The sequence below is a fragment of the Kitasatospora sp. NPDC053308 genome (genome assembly GCF_055585785.1).
Genome location: NZ_JBVJJY010000009.1, coordinates 42,678 through 60,826 on the forward strand (window position 1 = coordinate 42,678; position 18,149 = coordinate 60,826).

Sequence of the window (18,149 nt, forward strand, 5' to 3'; positions counted from 1 at the left end):
TCACGGACTGAAATGCGGGACCAGCCGTTCCGGCCACTCCCTACACTGGGTGGCGTGATCTCTCGAATCGACCTCCGCGGCTCGCTGGACGACCCGCGTGACCTGCTGCCCCGTGCCGAGTTCGACGTGGCGGCCGCCCTGGAGAAGGTGCGGCCGATCGCCGAGGACGTACGCCATCGCGGGGTCGCGGCGCTGATCGAGATCACCGAGCGCTTCGACGGCGTCCGGCTGGAGTCGACCCGTGTCCCGGCCGAGCAGCTGACCGAGGCCCTGGAGACGCTGGACCCGAAGGTGCGCGCCGCGCTGGAGGAGTCCATCCGCCGGGCCCGCGCCGTGCACGCGGACCAGCGCCGCACCGGGCACACCACCCAGGTGGTGCCGGGCGGCACGGTCACCCAGCGTTGGGTGCCGGTCGAGCGGGTCGGCCTGTACGTGCCGGGCGGGCTGGCGGTCTACCCCTCGTCCGTGGTGATGAACGTGGTGCCGGCGCAGGAGGCGGGTGTCCAGGGCATCGCGGTCACCTCCCCGCCGCAGCGCGAGTTCGGCGGCCGCGTCCACCCCACGATCCTGGCGGCCTGCGCGCTGCTCGGCGTGGACGAGGTCTACTCCGTCGGCGGCGCCCAGGCCGTCGCGATGTTCGCCCTCGGCACCGAGGAGTGCGCGCCGGTTACCATGGTCACCGGCCCGGGCAACATCTACGTGGCCGCCGCCAAGCGCTACTTCGCCGGCCGGATCGGCATCGACTCCGAGGCCGGCCCGACCGAGATCGCCGTCCTCGCCGACGACAGCGCGCTGCCCTCCGACGTCGCCGCCGACCTGATCAGCCAGGCCGAGCACGGCCCCACCTCCGGCTCGGTGCTGGTCACCGACTCCCCGGCGCTGGCCGACGCGGTCGAGGCCGAGCTGGCCGTGCAGGTCGCCAGGACCAAGCACAGCGAGCGCGTCGCCGAGGCGCTGGGCGGCCGGCAGTCCGGCATCATCCTGGTCGACGACCTCACCCAGGGCCTCGCCGTGGTCAACGCCTACGCGGCCGAGCACCTGGAGATCCAGACCCGCGACCCGCACGCCGTGGCCGCCCGGGTCGTCAACGCGGGCGCGATCTTCATCGGCCGCTGGACCCCGGTCTCGCTGGGCGACTACGCGGCCGGCTCCAACCACGTACTGCCCACCGGCGGCTGCGCCTGCCACTCCTCCGGGCTGTCGGTGCAGACCTTCCTGCGCGGCGTCCAGGTCGTCGAGTACGACCGGGACGCGCTGGCGGACGTCGCCGCGCACGTGGTCAACCTGGCGGACGCGGAGGACCTCCCCGGGCACGGGGACGCCATCAAGGCACGCTTCGAGTGGACGGTGCCGGGATCGTGACCGACGTGACGCGTATCGACGACCTCCCCGTCCGGGACGAGCTGCGCGGCCAGTCCCCGTACGGCGCACCGCAGCTGGACGTCCCCGTCCAGCTGAACACCAACGAGAACCCGTACCCGCTGCCCGAGGAGCTGGTCGCCCGGATCGCCGAGCGCGTCGCCGAGGCCGCCCGCGGGCTGAACCGCTACCCCGACCGGGACGCGGTCGAGCTGCGCGACGGACTCGCCGCGTACCTCCGGAAGACCACCGGCTTCCCGGTCACCCGCGGGCAGGTGTGGGCCGCCAACGGCTCCAACGAGGTGCTCCAGCAGCTGCTGCAGACCTTCGGCGGCCCCGGCCGCAGCGCGCTCGGCTTCGAGCCCTCGTACTCGATGCACGCGCTGATCTCCCGGGGCACCGGCACCACCTGGATCTCCGGCCCGCGCAACGACGACTTCACCGTCGACGTCGAGGCCGCCGAGGCCGCGATCGCCGAGCACCGCCCGAACGTGGTGTTCGTCTGCTCGCCGAACAACCCGACCGGCACCGCCGTCGAGGCCGACACCGTGCTGCGGCTGTACGAGGCCGCGCAGGCCGCCCGGCCCAGCCTGGTGGTCGTGGACGAGGCGTACGTCGAGTTCTCGCACCGCGCCTCACTGCTGCCGCTGATCGAGAGCCGCCCCCACCTGGTGGTCTCCCGCACCATGTCCAAGGCCTTCGGCGCCGCCGGGCTGCGCCTGGGCTACCTCGCCGCCGACCCGGCCGTGGTGGACGCGGTGCAGCTGGTCCGGCTGCCGTACCACCTGTCCGCCGTCACCCAGGCCACCGCGCTGGCCTGCCTGGAGCACACCGACACCCTGCTCGGGTACGTCGGGCGGCTCAAGGAGCAGCGCGACCGGCTGGTCGACGCGCTGCGCGCGATGGGCCTGGAGGTGACCGACTCGGACGCCAACTTCGTCCAGTTCGGCCGCTTCGCCGACACCCACGCCGTCTGGCAGGCCATCCTCGACCAGGGCGTCCTGGTCCGGGACAACGGCGTGCCCGGGTGGCTGCGCGTCACCGCCGGCACGCCCACCGAGAACGACGCCTTCCTGGACGCCGTCCGTACCGTGATCAAGGAGCTCTAACCCCTCATGTCCCGCATCGGACGCGTCGAGCGCACCACCAAGGAGACCTCCGTCCTGGTCGAGATAGACCTCGACGGCACCGGCAAGACCGACGTCTCCACCGGCGTCGGGTTCTACGACCACATGCTCGACCAGCTCGGCCGGCACGGTCTGTTCGACCTCACCGTCAAGACCGACGGCGACCTGCACATCGACACCCACCACACCATCGAGGACACCGCCCTCGCGCTCGGCGCCGCCTTCAAGCAGGCGCTCGGCGACAAGGTCGGCATCTACCGCTTCGGCAACTGCACGGTGCCGCTGGACGAGTCGCTCGCCCAGGTCACCGTGGACCTCTCCGGCCGGCCCTACCTGGTGCACACCGAGCCCGACGGCATGGCGCCGATGATCGGCAGCTACGACACCACGATGACCCGGCACATCCTGGAGTCCTTCGTGGCGCAGGCGCAGATCGCGCTGCACGTCCACGTGCCGTACGGGCGCAACGCGCACCACATCGTGGAGTGCCAGTTCAAGGCGCTGGCCCGGGCGCTGCGCTACGCCGCCGAGCGCGATCCGCGCGCGGCCGGCATCCTCCCCTCGACCAAGGGTGCGCTGTGAACAACACCGCGATGATCCTCATCTTCGTCGGCCTCTTCCTGGTCGGCGGGGTGATCTCCTTCTGGAAGCAGAAGCAGTCCAAGGGCGTCATCCTGGTACTGGCGTTCGGCGCCGTGATGTGCCTGGCCTCCGGGCTCCTGCGCCTGTAGACCCGCCGCCCCGCCGCCCGCCGCACAGAGACTGGACACCTGAACATGGGCAAGAACGTCGTCGTCCTCGACTACGGCTCCGGCAACCTCCGCTCCGCGCAGCGCGCCCTGGAGCGGACCGGGGCGGACGTCACGGTCAGCTCCGACTACGACACCGCGATGGCCGCGGACGGCCTGCTCGTCCCCGGCGTGGGGGCCTTCGAGGCCTGCATGCGCGGCCTGAAGTCCGTCCGCGGGGACTGGATCATCGGCCGCCGCCTGGCCGGGGGCCGCCCGGTCATGGGCATCTGCGTCGGCATGCAGATCCTCTTCGAGAAGGGGGTCGAACACGGCGTGGAGACGGCCGGCTGCGACGAGTGGCCGGGCACCGTCGAACCGCTGGAGGCGCCGGTCATCCCGCACATGGGCTGGAACACGGTGGACGCGCCCGAGGGCAGCCGGATGTTCGCCGGCCTCGACCCGCAGGCCCGCTTCTACTTCGTGCACTCCTACGGGGTGCGGCACTGGGAGCTGGAGACCCACAGCGCGCGGATCGACCCGCCGCTGGTCGCCTGGGCCACGCACGGGCAGCCGTTCGTCGCGGCCGTCGAGAACGGCCCGCTGTGGGCCACCCAGTTCCACCCCGAGAAGTCCGGCGACGCCGGCGCCGCCCTGCTGACCAACTGGGTCAACACCCTCTGACTGTCTGAGAGTTGGTTCTGATGAGCCTTGAACTGCTGCCCGCCGTCGACGTCCGCGACGGCCAGGCCGTGCGCCTCGTCAAGGGCGCGTCCGGCACCGAGACCTCCTTCGGCGAGCCCCTGGCCGCCGCCCTCGCCTGGCAGAACGCCGGCGCCGAGTGGCTGCACCTGGTCGACCTGGACGCCGCGTTCGGCACCGGCTCCAACTACGAGCTGCTGCGCGACGTCACCGCCCGGCTGGACATCAAGGTCGAGCTGTCCGGCGGGATCCGCGACGACGAGTCGCTCGCCCGCGCGCTCGCCACCGGCTGCACCCGGGTCAACCTCGGCACCGCCGCCCTGGAGGCCCCCGAATGGGTCGCCAAGGCCATCGCCGAGCACGGCGACAAGATCGCCGTCGGCCTGGACGTGGTCGGCACCACCCTGCGCGGCCGCGGCTGGACGCGCGACGGCGGACAGCTCTTCGAGGTGCTGGAGCGCCTCGACCGGGAGGGCTGCGCCCGCTACGTCGTCACCGACGTCAACCGGGACGGCACCCTGACCGGCCCCAACCTGCAGCTGCTGCGCGACGTCTGCGCCGCCACCGACCGCCCGGTGGTCGCCTCCGGCGGGGTCTCCTCGCTGGACGACCTGCGCGCCATCGCCACCCTCGTCGGCGAGGGTGTCGAGGGCGCCATCGTGGGCAAGGCACTCTACGAGCAGAAGTTCACCCTCGAAGAGGCCCTGGAGGCGGTTTCAGGATGACGGAACGTCAGGTCGTGCGCGGTCGGGTCGGCGGGTTCTCCTCCTGGGAGAAGATGCTCGGTTCGGTACAGGCGGTCGCCGCCGGCGACCACGTCCACGTGGCCGGCGCCCGGCCCCTGGTGGACGAGGTGCTCCACGGCGACGGTGACCCGTACGAGCAGACCCGCGCGGCCTTCGGCGTCGCGCTGGAGGCCCTCGCCGCGTACGGCCTGACCGCGGACGACGTCGTCCGCACCCGGATGTACCTCACCCACGCCCGCGACGTGGACGCGGTGGGCCGGGCCCACCAGGAACTCTTCGGCGAGGCCCGCCCGGTGACCACCCTCCTGGTGGTCGACGGCCTGGTCGACTCCCGGATGCTCGTCGAGGTCGAACTCGACGCCTACCGTGCCGGGCTCGCAAGCACTTTGGAAGGCAACCAGCCGTGACCCTCGCAGTACGTGTCATCCCCTGCCTGGACGTGGACGCCGGGCGGGTGGTGAAGGGCGTCAACTTCCAGAACCTGCGCGACGCCGGCGACCCGGTCGAGATGGCCAAGCTCTACGACGCCGAGGGCGCCGACGAGCTGACCTTCCTCGACATCACCGCCTCCTCCGGGGACCGGGAGACCACCTACGACGTGGTCCGCCGCACCGCCGAGCAGGTGTTCATCCCGCTCACCGTCGGCGGCGGCATCCGCGCCGTCGAGGACGTCGACAAGCTGCTGCGGGCCGGCGCCGACAAGGTGGGCGTCAACACCGCGGCGATCGCCCGCCCGGAACTCGTCCGGGAGATCGCCCAGCGGTTCGGCCGGCAGGTGCTGGTGCTCTCGGTGGACGCCCGGCGCTGCCCGCCCGGGGTGGAGACCGCGTCCGGCTACGAGGTCACCACGCACGGCGGGCGCCGGGGCACCGGCCTGGACGCCGTCGGATGGGCGGGCCGCGCGGCCGAGTTGGGCGCCGGCGAGATCCTGCTCAACTCGATGGACGCGGACGGCACCAAGGACGGCTACGACCTGGAGATGATCCGGGCCGTGCGCAAGGCCGTCTCGGTGCCGGTGATCGCCTCCGGCGGGGCGGGCAAGCTGGCCGACTTCGCGCCGGCCGTGGAGGCGGGCGCGGACGCGGTGCTGGCCGCCAGCGTGTTCCACTTCGGGGACCTGCGGATCGGCGAGGTCAAGGGCGCGCTGCGGGAGGCCGGGCACCCGGTGCGGTGAGGCGTTCGGCGTCCGTACGACCGAGGGCCCGGGGTGCGTGAACCCCGGGCCCTCGGTCGTGCTTCCCGCGTGCTTCCCGCGTGCTTCGTCGTGCTTCCCGAGCGCTTCCCGTGTGCGTCAGGACTCCTGCGGCTCGCCGTGGATCAGCGCGAACGGCGCGCCGTTCGGGTCCGCCAGCCAGGCCAGCCGGCCGACGTTCTCCACGTCCGAGGCCGGCATCAGGACCGTCCCGCCGGCCGCGGTGGCCCGGGCGACCACCGCGTCCACGTCGGAGGCCGCGAAGTACGGCGTCCAGGCGGAGGGCTGCTCCGGGGACATCGTCGGGGCGATGCCGCCGAAGCTGGTGGCCTGCTGGTCGCCCTCGGAGGTGGAGACCACCCGGTAGCTCATGCCCGGGGACGGCTCGAAGTCCTCCATTCGCCAGGAGAACAGCCGCCGGTAGAACTCGAAGCCGGCGTCCTGGTCGGAGGTGTGCAGCTCGGACCAGACCAGCGCGCCGTCCTCGGAGACCACGTCCAGGCCCTTGGTGTCGCCGGCCTGCCAGACGGCGAACTCGGCGCCCTGCGGGTCGGTGAGCGCGGCGAACCGGCCCTCCTGCATGACGTCCATCGGCGGCACCCGGACCGTTGCGCCCGCCTTCTCCGCGGCGTTCACGGTCGCGTCCGCGTCGGCGCAGCGGAAGTACGTCGTCCAGGCGGACCTGGCGCCCGGGTCGAGGTTGCCGAGCGCGCCGACCGTCCTGCCGTTCAGCTGGAGGAAGCCGTAACCACCGGTCTCGGGGACCTCCTGGAACGTCCAGCCGAAGACCTCGCCGTAGAACGCGGCGGTGGCGGGGATGTCCGGGCTGCCGAGGTCGATCCAGCAGGGGGATCCGGTGGGGAAGTCGGTGGTGAGCATGGAGGGGTGCCCCTTCGGCGAGAGTGACCGGGGCGGTTCCGTCGGGCGCGCGCACGCCCCCGCCCCGGCCACCTGCGAGTCTGCACCCGGGCACCGACATCCGCAGCTCGGAACGGCTGAGCTGCGCGGTCGCGCGGGGCAGCGGGGCAGCGGGGCAGCGGGGCGGCGCCGACGGCGGCGGGGCGGCGCCGACCGGTGGCGCGCCCGGGGACCTGCGGTCAGGACGGCCCGCCGGCCGGGAGCAGGGAGCGCAGCCCGGTGGTGTCGACGATGTGGGCCAGCCTCGGGAGGACGCCGGTCAGCAGGGCCTCGTGGACCTGCGGGTCGGGGTCGGCGACGGCGTCCGACAGGACGTGGAGCCGGTAGTCGCGGTCGGCGGCGTCGGTGACGGTGGACAGGACGGCGCCGCCGGTCGTCAGCCCGGCGATGACCAGGGCGGTGATCCCGCGCTCCCGCAGTCGGCGGTCCAGGTCGGTGGTGGACAGCGCGCCGACGCGGGTCTTGCGGACGGTGAGGTCGCCGGGCTCCGGGGCCAGTCGGGGGTGGAAGTCCGCGTCGGGGTCGGTGTGGTGCAGGAGGCGGCGGCGGCCGAGGAGGGAGAAGGCCCCGTTGGCCGCCGGGACGGCGGCCCAGTCGGACTCGGTGAAGGCGACGCGGACGTGGGCGATGGTGGCGCCGTGGGCCCGGAAGGCGGCGACGGCGCCGGCCGCCCGGGACAGCAGCGCCTGTCGGCCGGTCGGGTCGGGGAGGGCGGCGAGGACGGCCGGTTGGCAGTCCAGGACCAGCAGGGCGGTCGTACGGGGGTCCAGGGACGGCGTGGTGGAGGTCATGGTCTCTTCCGGTCGCGGCGGCGGGTCGGTCGGGCGGTGTCAGGGGCGGCTGGGGACGGGCGCCGGGGCGGGGTGGGGCGTGGCGGCGCGGCGGGGGAGCAGGAGGGGGGTGGCCAGCAGGGCGAGGCCGGCCAGGGCGATGGCGGTGCGGGGGCCGAGGAGGGCGCCCAGGACACCCCAGACGGCGGTGAGGAGCGCGGTGGTGGCCTTGGTGGTCACCGACCAGGCGGACAGGGTGCGGGTGACCCGGTCGTCCGCGGTGTGCCGGAGGCGGTGGGTGGCCTGGACGGGATTGAAGACCGCGCAGCAGAAGATCAGGCCGAGCTCGACGCCCATCACCAGCAGCAGGCCGCCGGTGCCCCGTCCGGCGAAGGACAGGCCGAGCGGCCACAGCGCGCGCAGCGAGCCCGTCACGACCAGCACCCGGTGCGTCCCGAAGCGGGTGACGAGCGGCCGGGCCAGCCGGGCGCCGAGCAGGCCGCCGATCGAGGGCACGGCGAAGGCGAGGCCGTACTGCCACGGCTGGAACCCGAGCCGGCCGAGCAGCAGGACGGCCAGCAGCGGTTCGGTGGCCATCACCAGGGCGTTGAACAGGGTGGTGTTGAGGAACAGCGGGCGCAGCACGGGGTCGGCGAGGACGTACCGCCAGCCGTCGAGCAGGTCCCCGGCGCGCAGGCGGGAGGGCGGCCGGGGCTCCCGGTCGGCGGTGGCGCGGTCGGAGGTGGCGCGGCGGTCGGAGGTGGCGTGGTCGGCGGTCGGGTGGCTGCCGATGGCCCGGATGCCGAGGGCCGAGAGCAGGTAGCTGACCGCGTCGGCCAGCACCGTGGCCACCGGGCCGAGCAGCGCGATCGCGGCGCCGCCCAACGGCGGTCCCACGATCGTGGTGGTCCAGGCGGTGGACTCGAACCGGGCGTTGGCGGTGAGCAGCTGCCCGGCCGGCACCAGTGCCTTCAGGTACGCGCCGGACGCCGCGCGGAAGGTGATGTCGGCCGCGGCGACGACCACCGAGACCAGCAGGAGCTGGACGAAGGAGAGCACGCCGAGCGCGAACGCGGCCGGGACCGTCAGCAGCGCCGCGAACCTGGCCAGGTCCATCGCGATCAGCACCGGCCGCTTGGGGCGGAACTCCACCCACGGGCCGAGCGGCACCGCCACGGCCGCGCCCACCGCGGCCCCCGCGGCGGAGAGCGCCGCCACCTCGGCCGGGCCGGCGTGCAGCACCCGGACGGCGATCAGCGGGAACGCGCCGAAGGCCAGCCAGGTGCCGAGCGCGCTCGTCCCGTACGCGGCCCAGAGCCACCCGAAGGACCGGCCCAATCCGTTCGCCATGCTCGACACCCCTCCCGCCGGTACAACCGATTAGTGACGCGGAGCATCAAAGCGCGCGGCAATTCCCTCGATCAAACAACCGGAGGACCGCAGCCGCACAACGGACGGTTGTGGCTCTAGGGTGTCCGCATGGACCTCGACGCCGTCCGCACCTTCGCCGCCGCCGCCGACGCGGGCCAGTTCCAGGAAGCCGCCGCCGAGCTGGGCGTCACACAGCAGGCCGTCTCCAAACGCATCGCCGCCCTGGAACGCACCCTCGGCGTGCGGCTGTTCACCCGCACCCCGCGCGGTGCCGAACTCACCATCGACGGGCAGGCTTTCCTGCCGCACGCCCGCGAGCTGTTGGGCGCCGCCGACCGGGCCCTGGAGTCCGTGCGCCCCGGGAGCCGTCCGCTGCGCGTCGACGTGATCGCCTCACGCGGCGCGGCGGCCGGGCTGATGCGCGGCTTCCACCGGGCGAACCCCGACACCGGACTCGACGTGCTGATGCTGCTGGAGATCGACGCCGCCGTCGCCGCCCTGCGGTCCGGCACGATCGACGCGACCTTCCGCGCCGTCACCGCGCCCGGCCGGCCGCTGCCCGAGGACATCGCGTCGGTCCGGGTGCTCGACGAACCGCTGCGGCTGATGACCGGCCCCGACCACGCGCTCGCGGGCGCCAAGTCGGTCACCCTCGCCGAACTGGTCGGGCACCGGATCTGGATGCCCGGCCTCGCCCCCGGCAGCGAGTGGGCCGCCTACTACGAGGACCTGGTCGCCGAGTTCGGCCTCACCATCGAGGCCACCGGCCCCAACTTCGGCTCCGACGCGCTCCTCGACACCGTCGCCGACACCCCCGCGCTGGCCACCTTCATGGGCGAGCACACCCGCCTGGTCTGGCCCACCGGCCACGGCCTGCGCCTCATCCCGGTGACCGACCCGACGCCCGTCTACCCGCACTCCCTGCTGTGGCACCGGGACAACCCCCACCCCGCGCTGGCCGCCCTCCGCGCCCACCTCGCCGCCACCACGACCGGCCACGACGCCCCCGGGACCTGGACACCGGACTGGGTGCGGCCCTGAGGAGCCGCCCCGAGGAACCGCCCTCCCCGGGGCGACCGGGGAGGACTGGGGAGGGCCGGGAAGGGCCGGGCACCGGGCGCCGTCAGCGCGCGGGCAGCGGCAGGACGTGCCGGAGCGCCTCGACGGCGTCCGGGGCGCCGTCGACGGTGAGGGCGGTGCGGGCGCCGCGGCCGTACACGAAGAGCACCAACTCGCCCGGCTCGCCGGTGACCCGGACGGTGGGAGCGCCGGCCGGGCCGACCGTCACCGACTCGCCGTCCGGGCGGGCCAGGACCAGCCGGACCGGGGAACGGCGGCCCGCCTCGAACCGCGCGATCAACGGCAGCCGCCGCCACAGCGCCTCGGCACGCCCGGGCGGGACGGGCCGCGCCGACCAGTCCTCGCCCGCCCGCAGGACGTCCTCCGCGTGCACGAAGTACTCGACGGTGTTCGCCGCCTCGTCCGCGCCGGGCAGGGCGAACGGCGAGTACACCGGCGGCCCGCCCCGGAACAGCCGCACCAACTCCTCGTACGGGCGCTCGGCGTAGCCGTCCTGCACCCGCTGGGTCCGGGCGGCCAGGGCGGCGATCCGGATGCCCGCCGCCGCGTCGGGACGACGCTCCCGGATCACCAGGTGCGCGGCGAGGTCCCGGGTGGACCAGCCGGCGCAGAGGGTGGGGGCGTCCGGCCCGGCGGCGGTGAGGAGTTCGGCGAGGCGGTGGCGCTCGGCGAGCGCGTGGTTCGACATGGCGCCAGCCTAGGGCGTCAGGGGCGGAGGTGGCCGGTGAGCTTGGGGCCGCCCTGCTTGTTGCTCGCGGTGAGGGCGCAGGTGTAGTCGCGCCAGCCCTGCTGGTAGTTGGCCTGGGCGGGGCCGAACTGGCGGCCGTAGTAGGCCTTTCCGTCGGCCTGCCTGGCCTTGGCGGCGGCTTCGGCCTCCTTGCAGCCGTCCCGCATGGCGAGGGCGATGGGGATCTCGCCGGTGAGGTTGTCGGCCAGCTTGAGGTCGGCGATCACCTCGCCGTCGTGCTCGCCGTCGCAGGGGCGCTGCTCGGCGCGGGTGATCACCGGGCTCAGCTGGGGGTGGTCGAAGCAGGTGCCCACCGGGAAGAAGGCGTACGGCGGTTGCGGCGCGGTCGGGGTGGGCGTCGGGGTGGGGGTCGGCGTCGGGGGGGCCGTGGGGGAGGGCGGGGGCGGTGCGGCGGCCGGTGTCCTGTCGTCGGGCCAGAGCACCGCGGTGGCGACCACCGCGAGCAGGACGACCAGCACGGCGACGACGGTGAGGACCAGGCCGCGCGACGGACGGGAGGCGGCGGCTGCGGGCGGCGGCTGCTCGGAGGTCATGGCCATGAGGATGGCCCACCCGGGCCCCGCCCGGCAGGCGGTTGGCCGAACTCGCCCGTACGGGGGCTCGACCACCGGTCGGACGGAACGGCCGCGGCGACCGGCCGGACTGACACAATGGGCCCTATGTCCACCACACCCGCCACTCCCGGCACCACCGCGCTGGCCCCCGAGATCGCCGCCCGCCTCAAGCGCACCGAGGACGGCCTGCTCCCGGCCATCGCGCAGCAGTACGACACCGGCGAGGTGCTGATGCTCGGCTGGATGGACGACGAGGCCCTGCACCGCACCCTCACCACCGGCCGCTGCACCTACTGGAGCCGCAGCCGCCGCGAGTACTGGGTGAAGGGCGGCACCTCCGGCCACGTCCAGGCGGTCAAGTCGGTGGCCCTGGACTGCGACGGCGACACCCTGCTCGTCAAGGTCGACCAGACCGGCGCGGCCTGCCACACCGGCGACCGCACCTGCTTCGACGCCGACGTGCTCCCGCTCTCCTGACCCCGTCCGCACCCCCGCCGCAACCCCCGCCCGCAACCCCGTCCGCCCGCAGAACTCCAGACTCCAGAAGGTGCCGCCGCGCATGGACCTCGAAGCCTTCCGCAAGCTCGCCGTCGACACCCGGGTCATCCCGGTCACCCGCAGGCTCCTCGCGGACGGCCTCACCCCGATCGGCCTGTACCGCAGCCTCGCCGAGGAACGGCCCGGCACCTTCCTGCTGGAGTCCGCCGAGCAGGGCCGCAGCTGGTCGCGCTACTCCTTCGTCGGCGTGCGCAGCGCCGCCGCCCTCACCGTCGGCGAGGACGGCGAGGCCCGCTGGCTCGGCACCCCGCCGGTCGGCATCCCCACCGGCGGTGACCCGCTGGAGGTGCTGCGCGCCGCCCTGGAGGCGCTGCACACCCCGCGGCACGCCGACGACGGCCTGCCCCCGCTCACCGGCGGCCTGGTCGGCTACCTCGGCTACGACATCGTCCGCCGGCTGGAGAAGCTGCCCGACCTCAACCCGGACGACCTCGGGCTCCCCGAGCTGACCATGCTGCTCGCCACCGACCTCGCCGTGCTCGACCACGCCGACGGCACCGTGCTGCTGATCGCCAACGCCGTCAACCACAACGACCTGGCCAGCGGCGTGGACGAGGCCTACGCGGACGCCGTGGGCCGGCTGGACGCCATGGAGGCCGACCTGCTCAAGCCGGTCGACCCCGGCCTGGCCACCTTCACCCCGGCCGGCCCCGGCGAGGTGCACTCGCCGTTCGGCGGCGCCCCCTACCGGGCGGCGGTGGAGGACGTCAAGGAGCGGATCCGGGCCGGCGAGGCCTTCCAGGTGGTGCCCTCGCAGCGCTTCGAGGCGCCCTGCCCGGCCTCCGCGCTCGACGTCTACCGCGTGCTGCGCACCACCAACCCCAGTCCGTACATGTACCTGTTCCGCTTCCCCGGGCCGGACGGCACCGCCGAGGGCGGCTTCGACGTGGTCGGCTCCAGCCCGGAGGCGCTGGTCAAGGTCACCGACGGCGAGGCGATGCTGCACCCGATCGCCGGCACCCGGCACCGCGGCGCCACCCCGCACGAGGACGCGGCGCTCGCCGCCGAACTGCTCGCCGACCCCAAGGAGCGGGCCGAGCACCTGATGCTGGTGGACCTCGGCCGCAACGACCTCGGGCGGGTCTGCGAGCCGGGCAGCGTCGAGGTGGTCGACTTCATGCAGATCGAGCGCTACAGCCACGTGATGCACATCGTCTCCACCGTCACCGGCAAGGTCGCCCCCGGGCGGACCGCCTTCGACGTGCTGACCGCCTGCTTCCCGGCCGGCACCCTCTCCGGCGCGCCCAAGCCGCGGGCGATGCGGATCATCGAGGAGCTGGAGCCCACCCGCCGCGGCCTGTACGGCGGTTGCGTCGGCTACCTGGACTTCGCCGGGGACTCCGACACCGCGATCGCGATCCGCACCGCGGTGCTGCGCGACGGCACCGCCTACGTCCAGGCCGGCGCGGGCGTGGTCGCCGACTCGGACCCGCACGGCGAGGACACCGAGTGCCGCAACAAGGCGGCCGCCGTGCTGCGGGCCGTCGCCACGGCCAATACGCTGCGGAGGCCGGAACTGTCCTGAGGCAGGTCCGAACCGTCCTGAGGCAGGGAGGCGGCCGGGATGCCCGAGGTGCCGTACGACGAACTGCGCTGGGAGGTCGTGCTGAGCGCGGCCGGGCAGCTCGGCGAGCAGACCGCGGGCCACGGTCGGGTGCTGTCCGGGGTGGTCCTCGACCTGCCGGCCGCACCGGACGAGCTCGCCCCGGACCTGGTGGTGCTCAGCCCGGACGCGGTGCGCGGCGGGCACGGGCGGTTCGGGGCGGCGGCGGTCGAGGCGGTGCTGGAGCTGGCCCGGCCCGGTCTGGGAGCGGTCGCTCGGGCGTACGCGGAGAGCGGTGTGCCGTTGTACGTCGTCGTCGACCCGGCGGCGGCGGTCTGCACCGTGCACACCGCGCCCTCTCCCGAGGGGGTGTACCGGGAGGCCGAGCGCGTGCCGTTCGGCAACGACCTGTTCCTGCCGCTGGGCGGGCGGACGGTGGTGCTCCGGACGGACCCGTTCCCCACCCCGGGTACGGAGTGAGGCGTCGGGCGGGGGATAGTGGACGGGTGAGCGCTGACCAGACCCCCGCCCCCGCCGCCTCCTCCGGCCGCCGCACGCTCGGCGTGATGCTCCTGCTGACCGTGCTGAGCGCCGTGCTGGTGCTGACGGCCGTCGGGCGGACCTGGGCCGAGGGCCGGGCCGGCACCCTGGACGTCTCCGTCACCGGCGGAAAGATCTCCGAAGTGCCCGGCGGACTGGCCCTGGTGGGCCTCGCCGCGGCCGTCGCGGTGTTCGCGGTGCGCGGCCTCGGCCGCCTCGCCGTCGGCGCGCTGACCCTGCTCGCGGGGATCGGCGCGGCCGCGGCCTCGGTCGCCGGGGCGGGCGACACCGCGGCCCTGGACGGGGAGGCCGCCCGCAAGCTCGCCCTGAGCGGCTCGGCGGCCACCGAGGTCTCGCACACCGGCTGGCCGTGGGTCGCGCTGCTGGGCGGCGTGCTGCTGGCCCTCGCCGGACTGCTCACCCTGCGCTACGGCCGCGGCTGGCCGGCCATGGGCAGCCGGTACGAGGCGCCGACCCGCAAGGCCCCGGCCAACGCGGCCGGGGCGGACACCCCCGGTGACCTGTGGAAGGCGCTGGACCGGGGCGAGGACCCCACGGCGGTCTGAGGCCCGGAGCATCCTGCGGGCGCCCCACGGGCAGTGTGACGCGATAGACCCGGCACCCGCTTTGGGAGGCGGGTATGTGGCCCGGCACAATGGGATCCGTCAACCCGCCGGCGGCCCGCAGGTCCGGCCGGGCCCCGAGAGCCAAGGAGCACCACTCAGATGGCAGCAGCAGCACACGGCCACACCCCCGCCGCCTGGACCGGCGTCGTCATCTCCTTCGTCGGCTTCGGCATCGCGGGCGTCGCGATGATCCTGCCGTCGGTGCTGCTCGTCTGGGCCGGCCTGGCGGTCGTCCTGGCCGGTGGCGTGGTCGGCAAGGCCATGTCGATGGCCGGGATGGGCAAGCAGCCCAGCCCCCACGTCTACACCTCGGCCGAGGAGCAGATCGCGGCCCGCGAGGCCCGCGCCGCCGTCGCCGGTGCCGCTGCCTGACACGGCTGCCTGACACGGGCCTCGTACCCCACGCCTTTCGCACACACGGACGGCGGGCGCGCCGCGCCCGCCGTTTCGTCGTACCCGGGGCCCGGTGCGGGCAGAATCGGGGCGTGAACTCCGCCCCCACCGCCTCCGCCCCGCCGCCCGTGCTGCGCCGGCTGGGCCCGCCGCTGGCCGCGCTGGCGGCGGTGGCCGTCCCCACCGGGTACCTCGCCGTGGTGGACCCCAACACCCCGGGGCACTACCCCGACTGCCCTTTCCTGACCGCCACCGGCTGGTGGTGCCCCGGCTGCGGGGGCCTGCGCTGCGTCCACGCGCTGACCCACGGGGACTTCACCGGCGCCCTGCACGACAACGCCGCGGCCGTCCTGCTGTTCGGCGTGCTGGGCGTCCTCTGGCTGCGCTGGGGCTGGGCCGCGCTGACCGGCGGCCCGCCGCCCGCCGTCGCCGTCGGGGGCCGGCGGTGGGTGCTGATCGCGCTGCTCGTCGTGGTGTTCACCGTGGCGCGGAACTCGCCGGTCGGAGCGGGTCTGGCGCCCCCGCTGGTCTGAGCGCCGCGGGCGGCTCGGGGGCGGGTGGAGAACCCGTGAATCCGCAGTTGAGGGCCACCGGAGCGGGCGTCCGGTCCGCGAGACGCGCGCCGGGCTGATGCGCCCCGCGCCCCCGGGTGCCGATACCATCGAAGGGCCGGCGGGGTGCCGCCCGTCCGGCTCTCGCTGGCCGACCGGCAGATCCGGTCGGCAGATGCGGACCAATCCGGCAGACAAAGATGGGGGCTCCTGAGTGAGTGTGCTCGACTCGATCATCGAAGGGGTCCGTGAGGACCTCGCCGAGCGGCAGGCCCGGGTCTCCCTGGACGAGCTGAAGGAGCGGGCCGCCAAGGCCCCGGAGGCCAAGGACGGCGTCGCCGCCCTCAAGGGCGACGGGGTCCGGGTGATCTGCGAGGTGAAGCGCTCCAGCCCCTCCAAGGGCGCGCTGGCCGCGATCGCCGACCCGGCCGCCCTGGCACGCGACTACGCGGCCGGCGGTGCCGCCGCGATCAGCGTGCTGACCGAGCAGCGGCGCTTCGGCGGCTCGCTGGCCGACCTCGACACCGTCCGCGCCGCGGTGGACACCCCGCTGCTGCGCAAGGACTTCATCGTCACCGCCTACCAGCTGTGGGAGGCCCGCGCGCACGGTGCCGACCTCGCGCTGCTGATCGTCGCGGCCCTCGACCAGTCGGCCCTGGTGTCGCTGATCGAGCGCGCCGAGTCGATCGGCCTCACCCCGCTGGTCGAGGTGCACGACGAGGAGGAGATCAAGCGCGCGGTGGACGCCGGGGCGCGGATCATCGGCGTCAACGCCCGCAACCTGAAGACCCTCGAAGTGGACCGCAACACCTTCGAGAACGTGGCCCACGCCATTCCGGACGGCATCGTCAAGATCGCCGAGTCCGGGGTGCGGGGGCCGCTGGACGTGATCAACTACGCCAACCTGGGCGCCGACGCGGTGCTGGTCGGCGAGTCCCTGGTGACCGGCAAGGACCCGCGGGCCGCGGTCGCCGACCTGGTCGCCGCCGGGGCCCACCCCGCCGTCCGGCACAAGGACTGACACCGCCCGATGAAGATCGCCACCCGACTCGCCCCCGGCTGCCGCCCGCGCGGCTGCCGCGCGCCCGCACGCCGGGTGCTGGGGCGCCGGGTGCGGTACGTGATCGGCTGTGAGCCCGGGCAGGTGCCGGGACGGCGATGGCGGGTGACGCGCGGCTGAAGCCGGCGGATCCGCCGTGACCGGCGGATGCGGCCCGGCGACGGCCGGTCGGACGTCGACCGGAGGCCGGTCGACGTCACTGTCGTCACTGTCGTCCCACTCCCCAAGGGAAACCACATGTCCGAGAAGGACTACCTGCCCGGTGCCCAGGTGCCGGACGCGCGCGGATACTTCGGCGCGTACGGCGGCCGCTTCATCCCCGAGGCGCTGGTCGCCGCGGTCGAGCAGGTCGCCGAGGAGTACGAGAAGGCCAAGACCGACCCGGCCTTCGCCGCCGAGCTCGACGTGCTGCTCAAGGACTACACCGGGCGCCCGAGCCCGCTGACCGACGTGCACCGCTTCTCCGCCGAGGCGGGCGGGGCGCGCATCCTGCTCAAGCGCGAGGACCTCAACCACACCGGCTCGCACAAGATCAACAACGTGCTGGGCCAGGCCCTGCTCACCAAGCGGATGGGCAAGACCCGGATCATCGCCGAGACCGGCGCCGGGCAGCACGGCGTGGCCACCGCCACCGCCTGCGCGCTCTTCGGCTTCGACTGCACCATCTACATGGGCGAGGTCGACACCCAGCGGCAGGCGCTGAACGTCGCCCGGATGCGGATGCTCGGCGCCGAGGTGGTGGCCGTGAAGTCCGGCAGCCGGACCCTCAAGGACGCCATCAACGAGGCGTTCCGCGACTGGGTCGCCAACGTGGACTCCACCCACTACCTGTTCGGCACCGTGGCCGGGCCGCACCCGTTCCCGATGATGGTCCGCGACTTCCACCGGATCATCGGCGTCGAGGCGCGGCAGCAGGTGCTCGACCGGACCGGCAGGCTGCCCGACGCGGTCGTGGCGTGCGTGGGCGGCGGCTCCAACGCGATGGGGATCTTCCACGAGTTCATCCCGGACGCGGGCGTGCGGCTGATCGGCTGCGAGGCGGCCGGGGAGGGGGCGGAGACGCCCCGGCACGCGGCGACGCTGACCAAGGGCGACCCGGGGGTGCTGCACGGGTCCCGGACGTACGTCCTCCAGGACGAGGACGGGCAGACGATCGAGTCGCACTCGATCTCGGCCGGCCTCGACTACCCCGGCGTCGGGCCGGAGCACGCCTGGCTGAAGGACACCGGGCGGGCGGAGTACCGGCCGGTGACGGACGACGCCGCGATGCGGGCGCTGCGGCTGCTCTCCCGTACCGAGGGCATCATCCCGGCCATCGAGAGCGCCCACGCGCTCGCCGGGGCGCTGGAGTTGGGGCGTGAGCTCGGGCCGGAGGCGACCATCCTGGTGTCGCTGTCGGGGCGCGGGGACAAGGACATGCACACGGCTGCGGAGTACTTCGGGTTGTACGACGATCCGGGGGCTGGGGCTGGGGCTGGGGCTGGGGCTGGGGCTGGGGCTGGGAGCACTGGCAGTGCCGGCAGTGCCAGCAGTGCTGAGGGTGCGGCTGGTTCCGTTGAGGGTGTCGAGGGGGGTAAGTGAGC

The 18,149-nt window shown here is 74.2% G+C and carries 23 protein-coding genes; 18 read left to right on the top strand and 5 right to left on the bottom strand.

Annotated elements, in window-relative coordinates; translation table 11 throughout:
- The first annotated feature begins 54 nt into the window (after positions 1-54).
- The 8 genes from hisD to hisF are packed head-to-tail and all read left to right on the top strand — an operon-like array spanning position 55 to position 5,836.
- A complete protein-coding gene (gene hisD / locus ACZ6Y7_RS21080) occupies positions 55-1,362 on the top strand; it encodes a histidinol dehydrogenase (RefSeq protein ID WP_465759434.1) in 1,308 nt (435 codons plus the stop codon).
- A gap of 5 nt (positions 1,363-1,367) precedes the next feature.
- Entirely contained in the window at positions 1,368-2,468 is a 1,101-nt protein-coding gene (locus ACZ6Y7_RS21085) for a histidinol-phosphate transaminase (protein WP_465759435.1), read from the top strand.
- A gap of 6 nt (positions 2,469-2,474) precedes the next feature.
- Complete coding sequence (gene hisB / locus ACZ6Y7_RS21090) at positions 2,475-3,068, top strand: imidazoleglycerol-phosphate dehydratase HisB (RefSeq protein WP_465759436.1); 594 nt, start codon at positions 2,475-2,477, stop codon at positions 3,066-3,068.
- Positions 3,065-3,217, top strand: a complete 153-nt coding sequence (locus ACZ6Y7_RS21095) for a hypothetical protein (RefSeq protein ID WP_402225709.1) — start codon at positions 3,065-3,067, stop codon at positions 3,215-3,217. Before hisB ends, ACZ6Y7_RS21095 begins: the two co-directional genes overlap by 4 nt.
- A gap of 45 nt (positions 3,218-3,262) precedes the next feature.
- Positions 3,263-3,898 carry an imidazole glycerol phosphate synthase subunit HisH gene (hisH, locus tag ACZ6Y7_RS21100; protein ID WP_465759437.1) on the top strand — a complete coding sequence of 212 codons (636 nt, stop codon included), beginning with the start codon at positions 3,263-3,265 and terminating at the stop codon, positions 3,896-3,898.
- A gap of 17 nt (positions 3,899-3,915) precedes the next feature.
- The gene (priA, locus tag ACZ6Y7_RS21105; protein WP_465759670.1) at positions 3,916-4,641 is read left to right on the top strand and encodes a bifunctional 1-(5-phosphoribosyl)-5-((5-phosphoribosylamino)methylideneamino)imidazole-4-carboxamide isomerase/phosphoribosylanthranilate isomerase PriA; all 726 of its coding nucleotides are present in this window, start codon (positions 3,916-3,918) and stop codon (positions 4,639-4,641) included.
- Entirely contained in the window at positions 4,638-5,069 is a 432-nt protein-coding gene (locus ACZ6Y7_RS21110) for a Rid family hydrolase (protein ID WP_465759438.1), read from the top strand. Before priA ends, ACZ6Y7_RS21110 begins: the two co-directional genes overlap by 4 nt.
- A complete protein-coding gene (gene hisF / locus ACZ6Y7_RS21115; RefSeq protein ID WP_465759439.1) occupies positions 5,066-5,836 on the top strand; it encodes an imidazole glycerol phosphate synthase subunit HisF in 771 nt (256 codons plus the stop codon). Before ACZ6Y7_RS21110 ends, hisF begins: the two co-directional genes overlap by 4 nt.
- 117 nt (positions 5,837-5,953) lie before the next feature.
- On the opposite strand, the gene ACZ6Y7_RS21120 is transcribed toward hisF, so the two are convergent.
- The 3 genes from ACZ6Y7_RS21120 to ACZ6Y7_RS21130 form a co-directional block, all read right to left on the bottom strand.
- Positions 5,954-6,733 (bottom strand): VOC family protein, encoded by a 780-nt coding sequence (locus tag ACZ6Y7_RS21120; protein ID WP_465759440.1) that lies wholly within the window; start codon positions 6,731-6,733, stop codon positions 5,954-5,956.
- A 218-nt stretch (positions 6,734-6,951) separates the two neighbouring features.
- Positions 6,952-7,563 (bottom strand): cysteine hydrolase family protein, encoded by a 612-nt coding sequence (locus tag ACZ6Y7_RS21125; protein ID WP_465759441.1) that lies wholly within the window; start codon positions 7,561-7,563, stop codon positions 6,952-6,954.
- Positions 7,564-7,602: 39 nt separating this feature from the next.
- On the bottom strand, positions 7,603-8,892 hold the full coding sequence (locus tag ACZ6Y7_RS21130; protein WP_465759442.1) for an MFS transporter: 1,290 nt from the start codon (positions 8,890-8,892) through the stop codon (positions 7,603-7,605).
- Between the two features lie 129 nt (positions 8,893-9,021).
- On the opposite strand from ACZ6Y7_RS21130, the gene ACZ6Y7_RS21135 reads away from it, so the two are divergent.
- Complete coding sequence (locus ACZ6Y7_RS21135; protein WP_465759443.1) at positions 9,022-9,954, top strand: LysR family transcriptional regulator; 933 nt, start codon at positions 9,022-9,024, stop codon at positions 9,952-9,954.
- 82 nt (positions 9,955-10,036) lie between these two features.
- On the opposite strand, the gene ACZ6Y7_RS21140 is transcribed toward ACZ6Y7_RS21135, so the two are convergent.
- Both ACZ6Y7_RS21140 and ACZ6Y7_RS21145 read right to left on the bottom strand, forming a co-directional pair.
- Positions 10,037-10,681 carry a TIGR03085 family metal-binding protein gene (locus ACZ6Y7_RS21140; protein WP_465759444.1) on the bottom strand — a complete coding sequence of 215 codons (645 nt, stop codon included), beginning with the start codon at positions 10,679-10,681 and terminating at the stop codon, positions 10,037-10,039.
- A 17-nt stretch (positions 10,682-10,698) separates the two neighbouring features.
- Positions 10,699-11,274, bottom strand: a complete 576-nt coding sequence (locus ACZ6Y7_RS21145; RefSeq protein ID WP_465759445.1) for a hypothetical protein — start codon at positions 11,272-11,274, stop codon at positions 10,699-10,701.
- Positions 11,275-11,400: 126 nt separating this feature from the next.
- On the opposite strand from ACZ6Y7_RS21145, the gene hisI reads away from it, so the two are divergent.
- The 9 genes from hisI to trpB all read left to right on the top strand — a co-directional run bounded on the left by hisI (position 11,401) and on the right by trpB (position 18,147).
- Positions 11,401-11,772, top strand: a complete 372-nt coding sequence (gene hisI / locus ACZ6Y7_RS21150; RefSeq protein ID WP_402225687.1) for a phosphoribosyl-AMP cyclohydrolase — start codon at positions 11,401-11,403, stop codon at positions 11,770-11,772.
- Positions 11,773-11,854: 82 nt separating this feature from the next.
- The gene (locus ACZ6Y7_RS21155; RefSeq protein ID WP_465759446.1) at positions 11,855-13,378 is read left to right on the top strand and encodes an anthranilate synthase component I; all 1,524 of its coding nucleotides are present in this window, start codon (positions 11,855-11,857) and stop codon (positions 13,376-13,378) included.
- Between the two features lie 39 nt (positions 13,379-13,417).
- Entirely contained in the window at positions 13,418-13,876 is a 459-nt protein-coding gene (locus tag ACZ6Y7_RS21160; protein WP_465759447.1) for a Uma2 family endonuclease, read from the top strand.
- A 26-nt stretch (positions 13,877-13,902) separates the two neighbouring features.
- On the top strand, positions 13,903-14,502 hold the full coding sequence (locus ACZ6Y7_RS21165) for a TIGR02234 family membrane protein (protein ID WP_465759448.1): 600 nt from the start codon (positions 13,903-13,905) through the stop codon (positions 14,500-14,502).
- A 159-nt stretch (positions 14,503-14,661) separates the two neighbouring features.
- The gene (locus ACZ6Y7_RS21170) at positions 14,662-14,934 is read left to right on the top strand and encodes an HGxxPAAW family protein (RefSeq protein ID WP_465759449.1); all 273 of its coding nucleotides are present in this window, start codon (positions 14,662-14,664) and stop codon (positions 14,932-14,934) included.
- 113 nt (positions 14,935-15,047) lie between these two features.
- Positions 15,048-15,488, top strand: a complete 441-nt coding sequence (locus ACZ6Y7_RS21175; RefSeq protein WP_465759450.1) for a DUF2752 domain-containing protein — start codon at positions 15,048-15,050, stop codon at positions 15,486-15,488.
- A 232-nt stretch (positions 15,489-15,720) separates the two neighbouring features.
- Positions 15,721-16,527, top strand: a complete 807-nt coding sequence (gene trpC, locus ACZ6Y7_RS21180; RefSeq protein ID WP_465759451.1) for an indole-3-glycerol phosphate synthase TrpC — start codon at positions 15,721-15,723, stop codon at positions 16,525-16,527.
- Between the two features lie 9 nt (positions 16,528-16,536).
- Positions 16,537-16,686 (top strand): tryptophan biosynthesis modulator TrpM, encoded by a 150-nt coding sequence (gene trpM / locus ACZ6Y7_RS21185; RefSeq protein ID WP_373560517.1) that lies wholly within the window; start codon positions 16,537-16,539, stop codon positions 16,684-16,686.
- 117 nt (positions 16,687-16,803) lie between these two features.
- Positions 16,804-18,147 carry a tryptophan synthase subunit beta gene (trpB, locus tag ACZ6Y7_RS21190; protein ID WP_465759452.1) on the top strand — a complete coding sequence of 448 codons (1,344 nt, stop codon included), beginning with the start codon at positions 16,804-16,806 and terminating at the stop codon, positions 18,145-18,147.
- The last annotated feature ends 2 nt before the right edge of the window (positions 18,148-18,149 follow it).